Origin of the sequence: Pseudanabaena mucicola FACHB-723 (assembly GCF_014696385.1) — a bacterium.
Taxonomy (GTDB): domain Bacteria; phylum Cyanobacteriota; class Cyanobacteriia; order Pseudanabaenales; family Pseudanabaenaceae; genus Pseudanabaena.
Genome location: NZ_JACJQB010000057.1, coordinates 1 through 16,977 on the forward strand (window position 1 = coordinate 1; position 16,977 = coordinate 16,977).

Annotated in this window: 13 protein-coding genes and 1 pseudogene; 11 read left to right on the top strand and 3 right to left on the bottom strand. The window is 42.3% G+C overall.

Translation table 11 applies throughout. From position 1 onward, the window contains the following. The 6 genes from H6F41_RS17095 to modB form a co-directional block, all read left to right on the top strand. The coding region (locus H6F41_RS17095) for an IS630 family transposase (RefSeq protein ID WP_190401942.1) at nucleotides 1–446 on the top strand (446 nt) is incomplete at its 5' end. A gap of 47 nt (nucleotides 447–493) precedes the next feature. Further along, on the top strand, nucleotides 494–2,839 hold the full coding sequence (locus H6F41_RS17100; protein WP_242023088.1) for a response regulator: 2,346 nt from the start codon (nucleotides 494–496) through the stop codon (nucleotides 2,837–2,839). Between the two features lie 6 nt (nucleotides 2,840–2,845). Next, nucleotides 2,846–3,958 (top strand): hybrid sensor histidine kinase/response regulator, encoded by a 1,113-nt coding sequence (locus tag H6F41_RS17105; RefSeq protein WP_190404679.1) that lies wholly within the window; start codon nucleotides 2,846–2,848, stop codon nucleotides 3,956–3,958. A gap of 52 nt (nucleotides 3,959–4,010) precedes the next feature. Further along, nucleotides 4,011–5,126, top strand: a complete 1,116-nt coding sequence (locus H6F41_RS17110; protein WP_190404680.1) for a response regulator — start codon at nucleotides 4,011–4,013, stop codon at nucleotides 5,124–5,126. Nucleotides 5,127–5,130: 4 nt separating this feature from the next. Further along, a complete protein-coding gene (gene modA, locus H6F41_RS17115; protein WP_190404681.1) occupies nucleotides 5,131–5,919 on the top strand; it encodes a molybdate ABC transporter substrate-binding protein in 789 nt (262 codons plus the stop codon). Then, on the top strand, nucleotides 5,900–7,726 hold the full coding sequence (gene modB / locus H6F41_RS17120; RefSeq protein WP_190404682.1) for a molybdate ABC transporter permease subunit: 1,827 nt from the start codon (nucleotides 5,900–5,902) through the stop codon (nucleotides 7,724–7,726). The genes modA and modB overlap by 20 nt, the downstream gene beginning before the upstream one ends. Nucleotides 7,727–7,815: 89 nt before the next feature. Here modB and bfr (H6F41_RS17125) read toward each other — a convergent pair whose 3' ends face one another. Further along, nucleotides 7,816–8,283, bottom strand: coding sequence for a bacterioferritin (bfr, locus tag H6F41_RS17125; protein ID WP_190404683.1), 468 nt, complete (start codon nucleotides 8,281–8,283; stop codon nucleotides 7,816–7,818). Nucleotides 8,284–8,375: 92 nt separating this feature from the next. Then, the gene (gene bfr, locus H6F41_RS17130) at nucleotides 8,376–8,840 is read right to left on the bottom strand and encodes a bacterioferritin (RefSeq protein ID WP_190404689.1); all 465 of its coding nucleotides are present in this window, start codon (nucleotides 8,838–8,840) and stop codon (nucleotides 8,376–8,378) included. Nucleotides 8,841–9,084: 244 nt separating this feature from the next. Here bfr (H6F41_RS17130) and H6F41_RS19415 point away from each other — a divergent pair, with 244 nt between their 5' ends. The 4 genes from H6F41_RS19415 (at nucleotide 9,085) to H6F41_RS17150 (ending at nucleotide 12,641) form a co-directional block, all read left to right on the top strand. Then, a complete protein-coding gene (locus tag H6F41_RS19415) occupies nucleotides 9,085–9,264 on the top strand; it encodes a (2Fe-2S)-binding protein (protein ID WP_190404690.1) in 180 nt (59 codons plus the stop codon). Between the two features lie 88 nt (nucleotides 9,265–9,352). After that, nucleotides 9,353–10,369, top strand: a complete 1,017-nt coding sequence (locus tag H6F41_RS17140; RefSeq protein ID WP_190404684.1) for a J domain-containing protein — start codon at nucleotides 9,353–9,355, stop codon at nucleotides 10,367–10,369. Between the two features lie 651 nt (nucleotides 10,370–11,020). Then, nucleotides 11,021–11,794 carry an SDR family NAD(P)-dependent oxidoreductase gene (locus H6F41_RS17145; protein WP_190404685.1) on the top strand — a complete coding sequence of 258 codons (774 nt, stop codon included), beginning with the start codon at nucleotides 11,021–11,023 and terminating at the stop codon, nucleotides 11,792–11,794. 193 nt (nucleotides 11,795–11,987) lie between these two features. Next, entirely contained in the window at nucleotides 11,988–12,641 is a 654-nt protein-coding gene (locus H6F41_RS17150; protein WP_190404686.1) for a cupin domain-containing protein, read from the top strand. A 41-nt stretch (nucleotides 12,642–12,682) separates the two neighbouring features. Here the strand turns inward: H6F41_RS17150 and H6F41_RS17155 are convergent, their stop codons facing one another. Continuing rightward, nucleotides 12,683–16,021 carry a PAS domain-containing protein gene (locus H6F41_RS17155; RefSeq protein WP_190404687.1) on the bottom strand — a complete coding sequence of 1,113 codons (3,339 nt, stop codon included), beginning with the start codon at nucleotides 16,019–16,021 and terminating at the stop codon, nucleotides 12,683–12,685. Nucleotides 16,022–16,543: 522 nt separating this feature from the next. Here H6F41_RS17155 and H6F41_RS17160 point away from each other — a divergent pair. Then, nucleotides 16,544–16,977: pseudogene (locus H6F41_RS17160) on the top strand (NAD(P)H-quinone oxidoreductase subunit F); the annotation flags it as partial.

A 16,977-nucleotide genomic window follows, 5' to 3' on the forward strand; every position in this document is an offset into this window, starting at 1 on the left:
TTCCCTATGCTTGGCAAGAGAAAGGGACGGGTTTAAGCTTACCCAGTCAACGCAGTAAGAGGTTAAATGTCGTGGGTTTGATGAATCGAAACAATGACTTATCTGCTTATGTTTTTGAACGCAGTATCACCAGTGCAGTCATTCTCGCTTGTATCGATGACTTTGCTCGTCAATCTACCAAGCCAACAGTGATTGTTATGGATAAAGCCTCTATTCATACCAGTCAAATGATTCAAGAGAAATTAGAGCAGTGGAAGAACCAGCAAGTTGAGATTTTCCAGTTACCCCCTTATAGTCCCCAGTTGAACTTGATTGAAATTTTGTGGCGTTTCATGAAGTATGAGTGGATTGAACTCAATGCATATGAATCTTGGGAAAGTTTAGTCTCTTATGTTGAAAAAGTTCTTCGAGACTTTGGTTCAACTTATGTAATTAATTTTGCTTAGCTACTTATAGTCCAAATGGCGAAATTCGCGATGTGATGGCAACCTTCATGACCACAGAATATGAAGGCGAACAGGGGGTACTGGGATGGTTAACCGACATTAGCAAAATCAAGGCGGCGGAAGCAGAAATGCGACGGGCGAAGGAACTTGCAGAGGAAACAACGCGGGTGAAGTCAGACTTTTTGGCAAATATGAGTCATGAAATTCGGACACCGATGAATGCGGTGATCGGCATGACCCATTTGGCGCTCAAAACCGATTTGAATCCACGTCAGCATGAATACCTCAAAAAGATTCAGATCTCCAGTCAACACCTACTCGGTGTGATTAATGACATTCTCGATTTCTCCAAAATTGAAGCAGGTAAACTTGTGATCGAGAATATTGATTTTGATTTGGAAAAAGTGCTGGACAATGTTTCTACGCTAATTTCGGAAAAAGCAGCTTTGAAAGGCTTGGAATTGCTGTTTGATATCGATCGCGATTTACCTCGCAATTTTGTTGGTGATCCTCTGCGACTAGGACAAATTCTGATCAACTATGCCAATAATGCGGTCAAATTCACTGACAAGGGCGAAATCTCGATTATTGTCAGACTCAAGGAATATCGTGATACAGATGTTGTTTTATATCTTGCGGTCAAAGATACGGGGATCGGTTTAACAGAAGAACAGATGCGAAATCTTTTTAATAGTTTCCAGCAAGCTGATACTTCTACGACCCGCAAGTTTGGCGGCACTGGGCTAGGTCTAGCAATCTGTAAACGCATCGCTCAGCTCATGGGGGGAGAAGTGGGTGTTGACAGTGAATATGGTAAGGGCAGCACTTTTTGGAGTACCGTCTGCTTAGCTAAAAGCACCATACCGTCGCGGCGGTTAGTGTTGAGCAAAGACCTTCAGGGCAAGAGGGTATTAGTGGTTGATGACAATGACAATGCCAGACAGGTGATGAAAGACCTGTTGGAATATATGAAGTTTGCCGTTGATCTTGCTGGCTCTGGCTCAGAAGCCCTAACCCTAGTGGCTCAGGCAGATGTACAGCAGCATCCTTACGAAATTATTTTCCTTGATTGGCAAATGCCGCAGATGGATGGTTTGGAAGTCGCAAGGAAAATCAAAGAGATGTCCTTAAATCACCAACCGCATTATTTGATGGTGACCGCCTATGGCAGAGAAGAAATATTTAAGAGTGCTAAGGAAGTCGGCATCGCTGATGTTTTGATCAAGCCTGTTAATACTTCGGTTTTGTTTGATGGCTTGGTGAACTTACTCGGTGGCACGATTGAACAACAGACAACTACAGCCTATGACCATCAGAGTGATCTGTTCGAGCGTTTGAGATTGATTAGCAATGCGCGGATTCTGTTAGTCGAAGATAACGAGATGAATCAGGAAGTAGCGATGGAACTATTGCAAGATGCTGGTTTTGTCGTGGATCTCGCGGAAAACGGTTTAGTGGCTGTAGAGAAGGTAACAACGAATAAGTATGACTTGGTGTTGATGGATATGCAAATGCCTGAAATGGATGGCGTGGAAGCGACCTTAGCGATCCGTGAAAATCCTGATTATCAGAGTCTGCCGATTGTGGCGATGACGGCGAATGTGATGCAGAGCGATCGCGATCGCTGCATAGTTGCAGGAATGAATGATCATGTCGCTAAACCCATTGAACCTGAAGAGCTGTGGGCAACCTTGCTCAAATGGATCCGACCAAGGACAGAGCTGACGGAGGTGCAAGCATCTATTCCTGCATTATCTGCTCAACCAGAAAATGCGATCGCAATTCCTGTGATTGATGGACTAAACACCGTTGAGGGATTGCGGCGAGTCATGGGTAAATCCTCACTCTATGTCTCAATACTGCGTAAATTTATAGTGGGGCAGAAGGAATTTGTGACTCAGTGCCATCAAGCCCTAGAGCTAAATGACTATAAACTTGCCGAACGTCTTGCCCATACCCTCAAGGGAGTTGCAGGAAATATTGGCGCATCTGAGATTCAACAGGTGGCAGCAGCTCTAGAATCGGCGATCAAAAATCAATTTTCGCGCCCTCAAATCGATCACCTACTAGAAAGCGTGCAGTATCCTCTGACGATCCTGATTGAGCAACTAGTTAAACAACTGCAACCCGAAGCCCCATTGCAAAAGGTGGAGATTGATTTTGCTGAGTTGGAAAAAGTTTGTAACAAATTATCTGCACTTTTGAGTGAAGATGATGCAGAGGCGCTAGATTTATTACAGGAATATGCTGATTTATTCGGAAATGCTTTTCCCAATGAATACAATGCGATCGCCGATGCCATCAATTCCTTTGACTTTGATACTGCCAAAACAACACTAGTATTGGCTAGGGAGAATTTACAAACAACATCCGACAAAGTGGCGGGAAACTAACAATTTATGGATAGCTCACAGGAGTCAAGTAAACGATCAACACTACTAGTTGTAGATGATACGCCTGATAATCTTACTTTGATTGCGGATATTCTCAAGAGTAAGTATCGAGTGAAGATTGCCAATAGTGGAATCAAAGCCTTGGATATTATGCAGTCTGAACCGCCTCCAGACTTGATTTTATTAGACATTATCATGCCGCAAATGGATGGTTATGAGGTCTGTCAGCGCCTCAAAGCCGATCCGAAAACCCAAGATGTCCCCATCATTTTTTTGACAGCCAAGTCGGATATTGAAGATGAGCGCAAGGGGCTAGAGTTAGGAGCAGTAGACTACATTACCAAACCTGTGAGTCCGCCTATTCTCTTGGCTAGGGTAAATACCCAACTAAATTTGAAGACATCCTACGATGATTTACGAAAACTACTCACATTTCGAGAAGACATGGTAAATATGATCGTCCATGACCTTCGCAATCCTATTTCTAATATTCTGCTCTTGGCAGAAATGTTAGAAAGTAATCCAAATCTTGCCCCTGCCAAAATTGAAAAAAACTCATCAATGATCTTGAGGAGTGGCAAGCAATTACGATTTCTCGTCGATGATTTATTGATTAAAGCCAAACTAGAAGCCAATAAGTTAGTCCTCGATCGCAAAGATACGAATGTATGGGAACTATGCGAATCTGCGATCGCAAATTTACAAGAGATTGCGGAACGTAAAAAATTACACCTACGCTTAATCAGTCCTGAACCCACGCATAGCCCTTTTTACCTTGATCCCGTTCTCTTTCGTCGTGCTGTCGATAATTTAATATCTAATGCCATTAAATTTGCCCCCGCAGACAGTGAAATCACCCTAACTATTGAATATCCTAACGAACAGGGAATCCGAGTTATGTTTGCCGACCTAGGGGAAGGGGTGAGTGAGGAATTACGGCAAAGCATTTTTGAGAAATATGAAATAGGGACATTTATGAAGGGGGTAAAACAAACGGGCTTGGGGCTAGCCTTTTGCAAAATTGCGATCGAAGGACATGGCGGTACGATTACCGTAACAGACAATCAACCTAAAGGTTCAATTTTTACCATTGAAATAAATAATGTTGATCTAAAGTAATTCTCAGAAATTAAAAATACCAATTAATAGAAGGACAATGGAAGGGGGATTTATGAATACTTCACAAGACAAAAACACCAGAGCAACTATTTTAGTTGTTGATGATACGCCAGACAATCTCACTTTTATGAGTGGCTTGCTCAAGGATAATTTCCGAGTCAAGGTCGCCAACCATGGCGAAAAGGCATTAAATATCGCGCAGTCTAACTCCCCACCAGACTTAATTCTGCTCGATATCATGATGCCAGACCTTGACGGTTATCAGGTGTGCGAACTTCTCAAGTCCAACCCGCAAACAAAAGATATTCCGATTATCTTTTTAACTGCAAAATCAGAAATAGAAGATGAACGTAAAGGGCTAGAGCTAGGAGCCGCCGACTATATCACCAAACCCGTCAGCCCTGCGATTTTAATGGCTAGGGTCAATACCCAACTCATGCTGAAGGCATCAGCAGATTTTCTGCGGGATCAAAATGCGTTTCTGGAACAGGAAGTCGCTAAACGAACCCGTGAAGTCCAAGCCATTCAAGATGTCACGATTGTGATGATGGCATCTCTTGCGGAAACCCGTGATAACGAGACAGGCAACCATATTCGCCGCACCCAAAATTATGTGCGAATACTAGCGGAAAATCTCAAAAATCATCCTCGTTTTCAGCATTTTTTGACTGAGAATCACATCAATATGCTATACAAGTCTGCGCCACTCCATGACATTGGTAAGGTGGGCATCCCTGATCGCATTTTGCTCAAGCCCGACAAATTAACCTATGAAGAATTCGAGATTATGAAAACCCATACAACTTTGGGGCGCGATGCAATTACCTCAGCCGAAAGAAATCTCGGCATGAATGTTACTTTTCTGCAAATCGCTAAGGAAATTGCCTATTCCCATCAAGAGAAATGGAACGGTACGGGCTATCCCGAAGGGCTAGCAGGGGATGCTATTCCCATTTCTGCCAGATTAATGGCATTGGCAGATGTCTATGATGCATTGATCAGTCGGCGCGTGTACAAAGCCCCGATGTCTCACGAACAGGCAGTCTCGATCATTATGGAGGGCAAGAATTCACACTTTGATCCCGATATTGTTGATGCCTTTATGGAGATTAATCAGGAATTTCGAGCAATTGCCCAGCAATTTGTTGATCCCAATATTGCTGAGTAAGTGTATGGTTAAGCCGACCGAAGTTATTAGTTTTCTTGCGGTAATAGTTGTGACCCTATTTGCGATCGCAGGATGCAGTTTTTTGACTCCTGAAATTAGACAAGATCATCTTGAATTAACCGTTTCCGCAGCCGCAAGCCTCAAAGAGACCTTGGATGAAATTACGTCTCTGTATAGCCAAGTAAATCCTAATGTCATAATCCGTAATAATTTTGGGGGTTCAGGTAATTTGCAGCAGCAAATTATCAATGGCGCTCCTGTAGATATCTTTATTGCTGCTGCTGCCAAACAAATGGATGAATTGCAGCAAAAAGGGTTCATCGTTGCCGATACTCGTCGCAATTTATTAAGTAATCGTCTTGTATTAATTGTGCCTAAAGATCAAGATCATGTAATGAACTTGCAAGACTTAGCTAAGGTAAACGAACGAATTGCGATCGGTGATCCCCGCAGCGTTCCTGTGGGTGAATATACTGAGCAAGCTTTAACTAAATTAGAGTTATGGCAAGATTTGCAACCCAAATTCGTTTTAGGAAATAATGTGCGCCAAGTGTTGCAATTTGTGGAGTCGGGCAATGCTCAGGCAGGAATTGTCTACGCCACCGATGCGAAAAATTCTCCTAAAGTTAAAGTAGTACAGGTTATTGATGCTAAACTTCACCAGCCGATTGTCTATGCGATCGCAATTTTACAAAAAAGCATTAATCAATCAATAGCTAAATCCTATTTAGAATTTTTATCCAGCGAACCAGCGAAGGCTATTTTCGAGAAATATGGATTTCAGACTCTTTGATTTCTCTCCATTTTGGATATCCCTCAAGGTGGCGATTACTGCTATCTTTTTTACGTTCTGTTTAGGGGTTACGGCAGCTTATGGATTACTGGAATATCGCGGTAAATGGAAAACGATAATAGATGGTATTTTCCTTGCGCCACTGGTGTTACCGCCTACAGTGATCGGTTTTCTATTACTGCAATTATTTGGACAATATGGTTGGTTAGGCAAATTTTTACAACTCTTCCGTTTCAATATTATCTTTACTTGGTATGCAGGCGTAATTGCCGCAGTAGTTGTCACTTTTCCTTTAATGTATAAAACTGCTCAAGGAGCATTTGAACAGGTAGATGGGAATTTACTGCGGGCGGCGAAAACTCTTGGTGCTTCTGAACTGCGAGTCTTTTGGCAAATAGCATTACCTCTTGCCTTTCCGGGAGTTTTAGCAGGAGCGATGCTTGCCTTTGCTAGAGGTTTAGGTGAGTTTGGCGCAACTTTGATGCTAGCAGGGAATATCCCTAAGCAAACCACCACGATTCCCCTCGCTATTTATGCTGCTGTCGAAGCGGGTGCAAATCAAGAAGCTTGGTTATGGACAGCGATTATTTTATCAATGTCTTTTTCTGCGATCGCAATTGCTCATCTCTGGTCAAGCAAGAGAGCGCAAAGTAAGGAAAAAGGAAGAAGGAAAAAGGAAAAAATGCCTTCAAATTACGAATTGCGAATTACGAATTATCAAGAAGGTTTAGTAATCGATATTGAGAAGCAATTGTCTGAATTTGACTTGCAAATTGCTTTGCACTGCGCTGATAAATCTATCGGTAACTCTATCGGGATTTTAGGCGCATCAGGAACAGGAAAAAGTATGCTGTTGAAGTGCATCGCAGGAATGGAAACTCCAACAAATGGGCGAATTATGATTCATGGCAAGGTTTTATTTGATAGTGCCAAAAATATTAATTTGCCTAGTTGCGATCGCAAAATCGGTTTCCTATTTCAAAACTATGCACTTTTTCCGCATTTAACCGTTGCTCAAAATATTGCTTTTGGCTTATCAAAAGGTTTAACAGCCTTACAAATCAGACAAAAAATATCGGCGCAACTCCATAGCATAGAGCTACAGGGATATGGCGATCGCTATCCCCATCAGCTTTCTGGGGGGCAGCAGCAGAGGGTTGCCCTCGCCAGAGCATTAGTCAGTCAGCCCGATCTGCTCTTGCTGGACGAGCCATTTTCGGCTCTCGATACTCACCTTCGCAGTCAAATGGAACGGGAGCTAATTTCGACATTGAGCAACTATCAGGGAATTACGCTATTGGTTACGCATAACATCGATGAGGCATATCGCATTTGTGAAAATCTGTTGGTTTTAGATCATGGGCAAGTCATGCGGTATGGGGAAAAGTTAGAGGTGCTAGAAAATCCTGTCAACTTAGCAACAGCAAAGATCACAGGCTGTAAAAATTTTTCTAGGCTTCACCTAATTAGGTCTGATTATGTCGAAGCGATCGACTGGGAATGTCAGCTTCAAGTTAATGTCGATGCTGCAAGTTTGCCAACTCATGTCGGTATTCGCGCACACCATCTGCAATTTTTAGAGAGTTATCACCATCATGATTCAGCAAATACTCTCCCATGTTGGCTAGTTCGCACCACCGAAACCCCGCACCGTATGACTCTATACCTGAAATTAAATCATCCTCCTGACCATAGTTGGGATTACCATTTACAAGCCGAGGTATTTAAAGAAAAATGGCATACTTTAAAGAACTATTCACAACCTTGGTCAGTTTACCTAGATCCTCACAAACTATTTTTACTGTAAGTAGCTAATCCCTTCCCAGTCAAGAAATAGAGGTGCGTGGCTTCGCCACGCACCTCTATTTCTTTGCGCTCAGTTGAAGCTCAGCCTATTTATGCTTGTGACTGTAAATAGTTCGGTAAGCCGAGTTGATCGATTAGTTTTAGCTGTTTTTCCAACCAATAGGCATGATCCTGCTCTGTGTCGATGAGGATCTTGAGCAAAATATCACGACTTTGATAATCGCGTTCGCTTTCACACACAGCGATTGCTTCCTTGAGATCATCAACCACCTGATACTCGAAATCCAAATCATTCTTTAGCATTTCTGGAACAGTTTTGCCAATTTTGAGACCATCTTGCTGCGACAAATCGGGCGTACCCTCCAAAAATAGAATCCGCTCAATTAACCAAGAGGCATGTTGAGTTTCATCTGCCATTTCATGATTAATACGCTCATACAACTTGGTCAATCCCAAATCAGCATAGATACGTGAGTGGGTAAAATATTGATCTCGCGCTGCCAATTCACCACGCAACAACTTAGACAACTGTTGTAAAACCTTCTCACTACCTTTCATAATTCTCTCATTTATATTTTCAAAAAAATCAATAGATGGCAAATACCATCTATTCTCAAAAACTAAACCATTAACCGCTAAACCATTAACCGCTAAACCATTGACTGCAAGAAATTTGGCAATCCTGAATTCTCAATTAACCAAAGCTGAGACTCTAGCCAATCAATTTGTTCCTCGGTTTCTTCGATGAGTTTAGTAAACAAATCACGGCTGACATAATCTTGCTGGGTCTCGCTAATTACTACTGCCGATCGCAATCCATTCAAAATTTCTGTACACAAGGTGCGATCGCATTCTAGCAATTCAGGGATGTCCTCACCAATTCGCAAACTACCTAAGCTTTGTAAATTGGGTAGTCCTTCTAGAAACAGCACCCGTTCAATCAGTTCATCGGCTTGCTTCATCGCTTTGATGGAATAACGATATTCGCGATCGTTAAGCTGATTAAGTCCCCAATTTTTACACATTCGGGCATGGAGAAAATATTGGTTAATTGCGGTCAGTTGCGCCTTGAGAGCCTCATTTAACTGACTTTTTACATCCAGATGTCCTTGCATAGCGGTCTGTCCTAGTCTAATTAGTGGCATTAAGTGACATTAGTGTATTGATCATACTTTACTGAGCAGAGCTGAGCAAAACTCACAATAGCTATATAGCGTTTCTGGTCAAGTACAGAGGATTGCTTGATTGAAAAGTGTATAGCTTGACTAATTGAGGTAATGTAAGCAATAATGATAATTAATTGCAATAAGCTGCAATTATATTTAATATTACATACTTTTGAAAAGGGCTAAAGCTCAGATGTACATTTGTATTTGTCAAGCGATTACAGAAAAAGATATTCAAAAAGCTGCAAGCCAAGGGGTGTCCTCAGTCGCCATGCTGTCGGAATTAACACGATTGGGTAAGCACTGTGGTTGTTGTACTGAAGAAGCAGATCGTGTGTTGAACCAATGTTCGGGCAATTCTTCAGCTACATAAGAGACTACTAGCAAGGAGTTCTAGCCTATGGGATTGGAGCCAGAATTTTTAGACTAGAATATTAGCGCAGTTCTCCTACGCATCTCCCATGGCTCGAAAATCTAAAATTTCTGCAAATAACATTAATAATGATCTGGGGCTTTCAGATTTGCGCGTCCGCCTCAATTTTTTGGAGAAGGAAAACAGCAAACTAATTAAACAAATTGAGTCTAGCCGTACTAAGCTAAACAATCTCAACGATAGTATCAAAGAAGTTGGGATTCAACTTGCTCAACGTATCGCTCCTTTTCGACAAAAAATGTTGGAACTGGATGAGCAAATTCATGCGGTTTTTCAAGAAATTCTTACTGGCAGAAAACTGGGTAAAAAGTCCCGTAAAGATATTGAAGCGGTCTACCATCATCTCCAGTTTGATGGGGTCATCAGTCCTAAACATTTATCAATGGATTTAGACCTGTCTGAAGAAGATTATGATGATGACGACGAGCCTAATTGGGACAGCTATAAAGGACATTCGCATCAGCAAATTGTAGAAGATATCCCTAAGCCTGACCGTGATGAGTTGAAAAAGATCCGTCAACTTTTTTTGCGTTTGGCTGATAGTTTTCATCCTGATAAGGTGACTGATGAAGCAGAGAAAGAATATTGTACGGAGATTATGAAAGAAATTAATCTCGCGTATCAAAATGGTGATTTGGCAAGACTTTTAGCAATTGAAAAGCAGCAAGAATTGGGCTTAATCATTGATCGTGATAGTTCTGATGATTTGACGCGACATTGTGCCAAAGTAGAAGCAGAGAATACTTATCTCAAGGAACAACTGGAAACTTTAAAGCGACAGCTTAAACTCACCAAAAAGACACAGCAAGGGGAAATGACTGCGGTGTTTAAGAAGATGACTAAGTATGGCGGCGATCCTATTGGAGAAGCTTTGCGTGAGGTTGAATCTCAGATTGCAACTATTGAACAAATGCATCAATTTGTTGTCGATTTTCGCGATCGACGCATTACGATTAAGGATTTTTTGAGGGGCCCTGAATTTCTGAGGCAACAACAAATGTCGGAAGAGGAGTTGATGTTAGAGTTTCTATCCCAATTTCAGTAAGTAACTACAACCCTCACCCCTAGCCCCTCTCCCAGAGAGGAGAGGGGAACAAGACTTTTCTGAATTTTGCTCCCCCTCTCCTCTCTGGGAGAGGGGGCTGGGGGGTGAGGGAAATCTTCATTCCGCGTAACACCAGTAAGTAACTAGACATAACTAAAACCTGTGGCGCACGCACAGCGTGTGCCACAGGTTTTAGCGACTTCTACTCTGAAATCATTGGCATTTATCTCTCTCTAGAATTAACCCATACGGGTGATTCTTCTAAATTACTTCTCAAGTGTCGTTAATAATACTTTACATATTTAGAAAACAGATGTACTGTCATAGCCATGTTACAAATCTGTTTCAATTTTCCTTTATCTCTTCACAGTCCACGATTGCCAATGGAGGTAACGTCATGACAGAACTAAGGATCAACTTGATTGCTGGTGCTGAATCGCGCTCAGCATAGTAACTAGAAAGGACTTCGACATCCTTTGACTAAACAAACTTTTTAAAAAATCAACACATATAAAAGTTTAGTCATCGGCTGTCTGCTCAAGAATTGTTTTTTGTTTCACTAGGTTATCTATGTAGGAATCTGATCTAGTGATCTAGGCTAGGTAATCTACATCGATCCCCAATAGTGAAACCTCAGTAGTGGAGGTTTGTATGAATGTTCGTGATAAAACGGTTCTCATTACGGGAGCCTCGCGTGGTATTGGCCGAGCGATTGCGTTAGAACTCGCTCAACAAGGTGTAAAATGCTTGATTTTAGTGGCAAGGGATCACGATCGCTTACATCTGGTAGCTTCGGAATTAGAAGATTTCGGGATTCAAGCGGTGACTTTGCCTTTGGATCTTTCGCAGACAATTGAAGTTAACATTGCGATCGCAAAAGTATGGCGCGATTTTGGTCCAATTGATATTTTGATCAATTGTGCTGGTGTGGCTCATCAATCTTCTTTTTTGCATTCTCGGTTTGAAGATGTGCAATCAGAAATCGAGGTCAATTTGTTGGGTATGTATGCAATCACGCGAATGGTGGCAAGGCGGATGGCGGTGCAACGCAATGGTCGTATCGTCAACGTGTCTAGTCTGATGGGTAAAGTTGCTGCTCCCACGATGGCTACCTATTCTGCGACTAAGTTCGCAATTGTCGGGTTTACACAAGCTCTGCGTGGTGAATTGGCGGCTTACAACATTAAGGTGTCGGCTCTGTTGCCATCACTTACAGATACGGATATGGCTCAGGATTTACAGTGGTTTCGCTGGGTGTCTCTGATGACTCCTAAACAAGTGGCGCGAGCTTTAATCTCTGGTTTAGAGCGTGAGGCTCCCGAAATCCTTGTTGGTTGGCAGAGTCATCTTGCTGTCTGGTGTCATCGCCTTTTTCCTGTATTAATGGAGAAAATCTTACTGTTTGCAGCTCCTAAAGTGGGCTAAGAAGATAGAAAGGGGCGGCGCTTTGCGCCGCCCCTTTCTGATTTTTGCTATAAACTTAGAAAATTACAGCAAAGCAAGTTTTGCTTAGGACATAAAACCAGAAGATGAGTTGCGGCGCGAAGCGCTGCAACTCGCTTCTTGGGTTTTAGTTTGCTATAGAGACAATTGTTGCGGCATCAAGAAATAGATAATTATGAAACTCCATGCAGATTTTAGTCAGCGCGTTGTGATGGATAGCACAGCCCTTGAGTGGGTTGATTCACCAATGTTTGGCGTGCAACGGCGGATGCTCGAAAGGGATGGAGAAGAAGTGGCAAGGGCAACTTCCATCGTTCGCTATGCTCCTAATAGTCATTTCTCGGCGCATACCCATGATGGCGGTGAAGAATTTTTGGTTTTAGAAGGGGTTTTCTCGGATGAATATGGGGACTATCCTGTGGGGAGTTATATTCGTAATCCTGTTGGTTCAACGCATACACCCTTTAGTCAATCAGGTTGTACAATTTTGGTGAAACTGTGGCAAATGCACCCCGATGACCAAACCAGAATTGCGATCGCAACGGCGGATACACCTTGGGTAAATGGCTTAGTGAAAGGCTTGCAGGTAATGCCACTGCATAGCTATGTAACTGAAAATGTTGCTCTCGTAAAATGGGCGGCTGGCACACAGTTTCAGCAGCATCGGCACATGGGGGGTGAAGAAATTTTTGTGATTGATGGAGTATTTGAAGATGAGTTTGGCGCATATCCCAAGGGAACTTGGTTACGCAATCCTAGCGGCAGTCGGCATACACCCTTTAGCCAAAAAGGTTGTTTAATCTATGTGAAAACAGGACATTTGGGATAGAGAGCATAACGCGCTTTGCGCGGCATACTTGATAGCTGTAATCATTTGAGAAAGACAACATTAATGATGCGAGAAACTTCTGAAATACTAATTGGTTTACTAATGTAATCATCCATACCTGCATCAATACAAGCCTGACGATCTTCAGCCATCACATTCGCTGTCATCGCCACAATTCGCAATTGCTGTTTACATATCATCAACTCTTGGCGAATTATCCTAGTTGCTGTCAATCCATCCATTTCTGGCATTTGAATATCCATCAAAACTAGATCATAATTCTGCTTCGTAATTATATCAATTGCTTCTAATCCATTGTTAACAATGTCAGGTTGATATCCCATTTTAGTAAGCAGTTTTTTGGCAACCATTTGATTGACCCTATTATCTTCAACGAGTAGAATCCGTAAGGGGATCTGCTCCGCAAGTTTGTTGTTGATCAGATTTTGATTGGGGCTTGTGCTTGCTTGAGGTTGCGTGTTTTCAGAATTGGGGATTACGGTAATCGTGAAGTTAAATATCGAACCTTGGATAGAATCCTGAGCAGAATCTTGGTTGAGTCTTGTTGATTTCCAATCTAGAGGAGGATTTCCTGCTACTTCTCCCAAACTCTCTACCCAAATCGTGCCGCCCATCAGTTCGATGATCCGCTTACTAATGGCTAGTCCTAAACCAGTACCACCATATTTACGACTAATGGAAGCATCTGCCTGTGTGAACGGTTGGAACAATTGGGCAATGCGATCGCTTTGGATGCCGATACCTGTATCGGTAATCGTGAATTGAAGTTGATATGATGACTGCGGCGGCTGATCAGGATCAATTGAAGCTTCCTGCGGCGCAATCGCTTTACCTGTAACTGCAATTAGTACCTGCCCTTGATGCGTAAATTTCACCGCATTGCCCACGATATTGAACAGAACTTGACGGAGCCGATTGCGATCGCAAATTACGGTTTGCGGTACATCAGGGGCAATCCTATATTGTAAAGTAATTTGTTTTTCTTGGGCTTGACTTTCAAGTACCCTCCCTACACCTCTAACTACATCTTCCACTTCAAATTCCTGTGATTCGATATCTAGTTTTCCAGATTCAACCTTAGAGAAATCAAGAATGTCGTTGATAATGCTTAACAGTGCTTCACCACTATCTTTAATGGTCTTAACTAACTCTTTTTGTTCATCACTTAGTTCCGTATCTTCTAAAATCTGAGTCATGCCAATCACGCCATTCATCGGAGTGCGAATTTCATGGCTCATGGTAGCTAAAAAATCACTCTTGGCTTGAGTTGCCTGTTCCGCCGCAATTTTAGCAGTGGCTAACGTATTTTCTAGTTGCTTGCGCTCAGTGATATCCAAATTTGTGCCAAATAGACGCACAACCTGCCCCTGTGGATTTACCTCTACTTCGGCAAGCCCCTCATGATAGCGAAGAGAACCATCGGGTTGAATAGCACGGTAATCAATTCTATAGGGTTGATGTTCAACGATTGCCCGTTCTATCGACTTTTGGAGGATCTTTCGATCATCAACATGGATCAATTGCAGATAGGTCTCATAATCTGGTTCAGGCTGATGGGGATCAAGTCCAAACATCAGAAATAGCTCCCTTGACCAAGTGATCTTCTGACTGGCAATATCAAATTCCCAACTACCGATGTGGGCTACTCTTTGTGCCTCTAGCAAAGCCTTTTCACTCTGTCGCAATGCCATTTCAATTTGGCGACGTTCGCTAATGTCTTGAGCTGTTCCCCGTAGTTTAATTACTTTGCCCTGCTCATCAAATAGTGGCTCGCCACGGCTGAGAAGATAGCAGATCGACTGGCTATCCCGAAAATTGCCAAACTCCAAGCTGTAGGCTGTTCCATTTGCGATCGCAGTCTCGATGGCATGACGTAGCTTGTCTCGATCTTCAGGCACAATCTGCGAAAATATATCGGGATATTTAGGAAGAGGCATATTGACATCGACCCCCAAAATCTTATATAGCTCTGCGGACCACTTGATCTGCCCAGTTAATACATCTAGTTCCCAACTGCCCACCTTAGAAATACGCTGTGCTTCAATCAGATCTGCCGTTTTTTCAGCAACCTGCTGCTGTAAATCCTGTTGATAATTGAGGCGCATTTGATCGGCATCACAGAGAGCGTGCATCATTTGCTGCATCGATTCTGTCAAAAGCTGCACTTCCTTGATCCTAGTCTGCGGTAATGATTGCTCATGATGCTGATCCGCAAAGTCTTTGGTTGCCTTGCTAAGCTGAAATAGCGATCGCGAAATTCGTCGAGATGTCCAGATGCCAATCCCGACAGAAAACAATAACGTAATCACGCATAAAATCGCAGTACGGTAACCATTGCCCTTAATTTCGCCAATAAAGTCCGCCTCTGGAACCACCGTCACCACGATCCAATTCAAACCATAGCGATCTCGATAATGTGAAGTTTTGATAAAGTGCCGCTCTCCTGCCACAGCAATGTTTAGTTGCTGAGCATCAAGGTTTGCAAAACTCCCAAATTTATCGATCAGCCGTTGAGATACCACTCGCGTTAAATGATCTTGGCTAGCAATCGCTGAGATCCGCACCAATTTACCACCGCGATTCTGCAAACCCGATGCTTCATCGATGACAGAGGTTGCCACCAGTTCTCCCGATGGTTCGAGAATAAATATTTGTCCAGTTGGCGTAAATTTTAATTGGCTCAAAAATAGACTGATATCGGCAAGTAAATAGCTAGAAGTCAAAAATCCTTTGAATTTGGCACTGACATCATAAACAGGCGCAACTGCGACAATTTGTAGCAAAGGCAGCACCTTTGCCATACTAATTGGTGTCCATGTCTGTTTGCCTATATTTTGAGCATCAATGTACCAAGGAGTCACACGAAAGTCTTCTTTAGACTCTAAGAACAATTGATTCGGTTTACCTTCTGCATCAACGGAATAGTAAAGCCGCCGATATTCTTGAGTCTCATTAAAGAAGATCGTATCAAGGGGAATGCTGCGCCCTGTAGCTTTTTCCGCAAGCTTCTGCAATTCTTGAGACTTCACCCTAACATAACCAACCACTTTGCCTTCTTCACTCCAAAAACTAATCGCAGGAAGTAATGGATTTAAGAGGATCTGTTGCCAAAAATGCTTCCTAATTTGTTCTTTGTTTTCCACATCAAGGTTGCCTTGAGTCAAGGCTAAATTACTACTTGATACTAATTGCTGTGGAGTCTCTAAATAGCTATCAAGGCGATCGCTCACCCTTGCTGAAGTTTGGATTAAGAGTTTACTGGCAATATTTTCTATGGCTTGTTGACCACTTTTATAGGATAAGTAGCCAACTAAACCAACTGCCCCAGCAACTTGCAACACAAAAGGAACAATCAGCACATAGCTAATTGGAATTTTAGAAAACAATGAATTCCGATGAAAGATAGCCATTAAAGTGAAGTCAGGATGCAATCCCCCCTAGGTCAATGCAATGTCTGAGAACTATTTTAGTAAGTCAATAAATTATCTTGCCATTATCTCGTAAGTTAAAGCAAAGCTAATTCGATTAGTAGTTATTAGCGACTATAGAAAGAAATTGTACCTAGTTTTAGGTTAACGCATATTAATAGTTGCGGCATTTATAGCATTTCCCAATTTAGTGAAGTACATATGATTTGTTCAAGCTATGTTAACAAGGGGCTTAAGCCCCTTGTCTGCACTTTGCCAGTATAGAAAACGCTATAGCGCCACAACTCTATATTTAAGCTCACTGGCTAGAGCTATAAAAATTACTTTTTATAGGGCTACTTACAATGATAATCATAGACAAATTTCTATTATTGTTTCTATTTGCATTTAGATTTATATCTGCGATACTCATAGAGTATTAATTATGGTTTTCAAAAAACAGATAGAAATTATATGATAAATAACTGGCTGGACACCATCTGGCTGATTCCCTGTTATTCCTTGCTAGGGGCAATGCTATCAATCATTTGGTTCCCTAGCATTACGCGCAAGACGGGGCCAAGACCAGCAGGCTACATTAATATCTTCATGACCTTCTGCTCATTGCTCCATGCGATCGCAGCTTTGACGGCAGCTTGGGGACAGCCAGCTCAATCATTATCTTTTCCTTGGTTAACCGTCGGTGGACTAAATTTCGCTATCGATTTACAGCTTTCCGACATTAATATTGCGGCGATCGTCTTGATTACGGGCATTAACCTACTCGCCCAGATTTATGCGATCGGTTATATGGAAATGGACTGGGGATGGGGCAGATTTTTCTCTCTACTCGCATTTTTTGAAGCGGGCATGTGCGCTCTATGTCTCTGCGATTCCCTCTTCTTTAG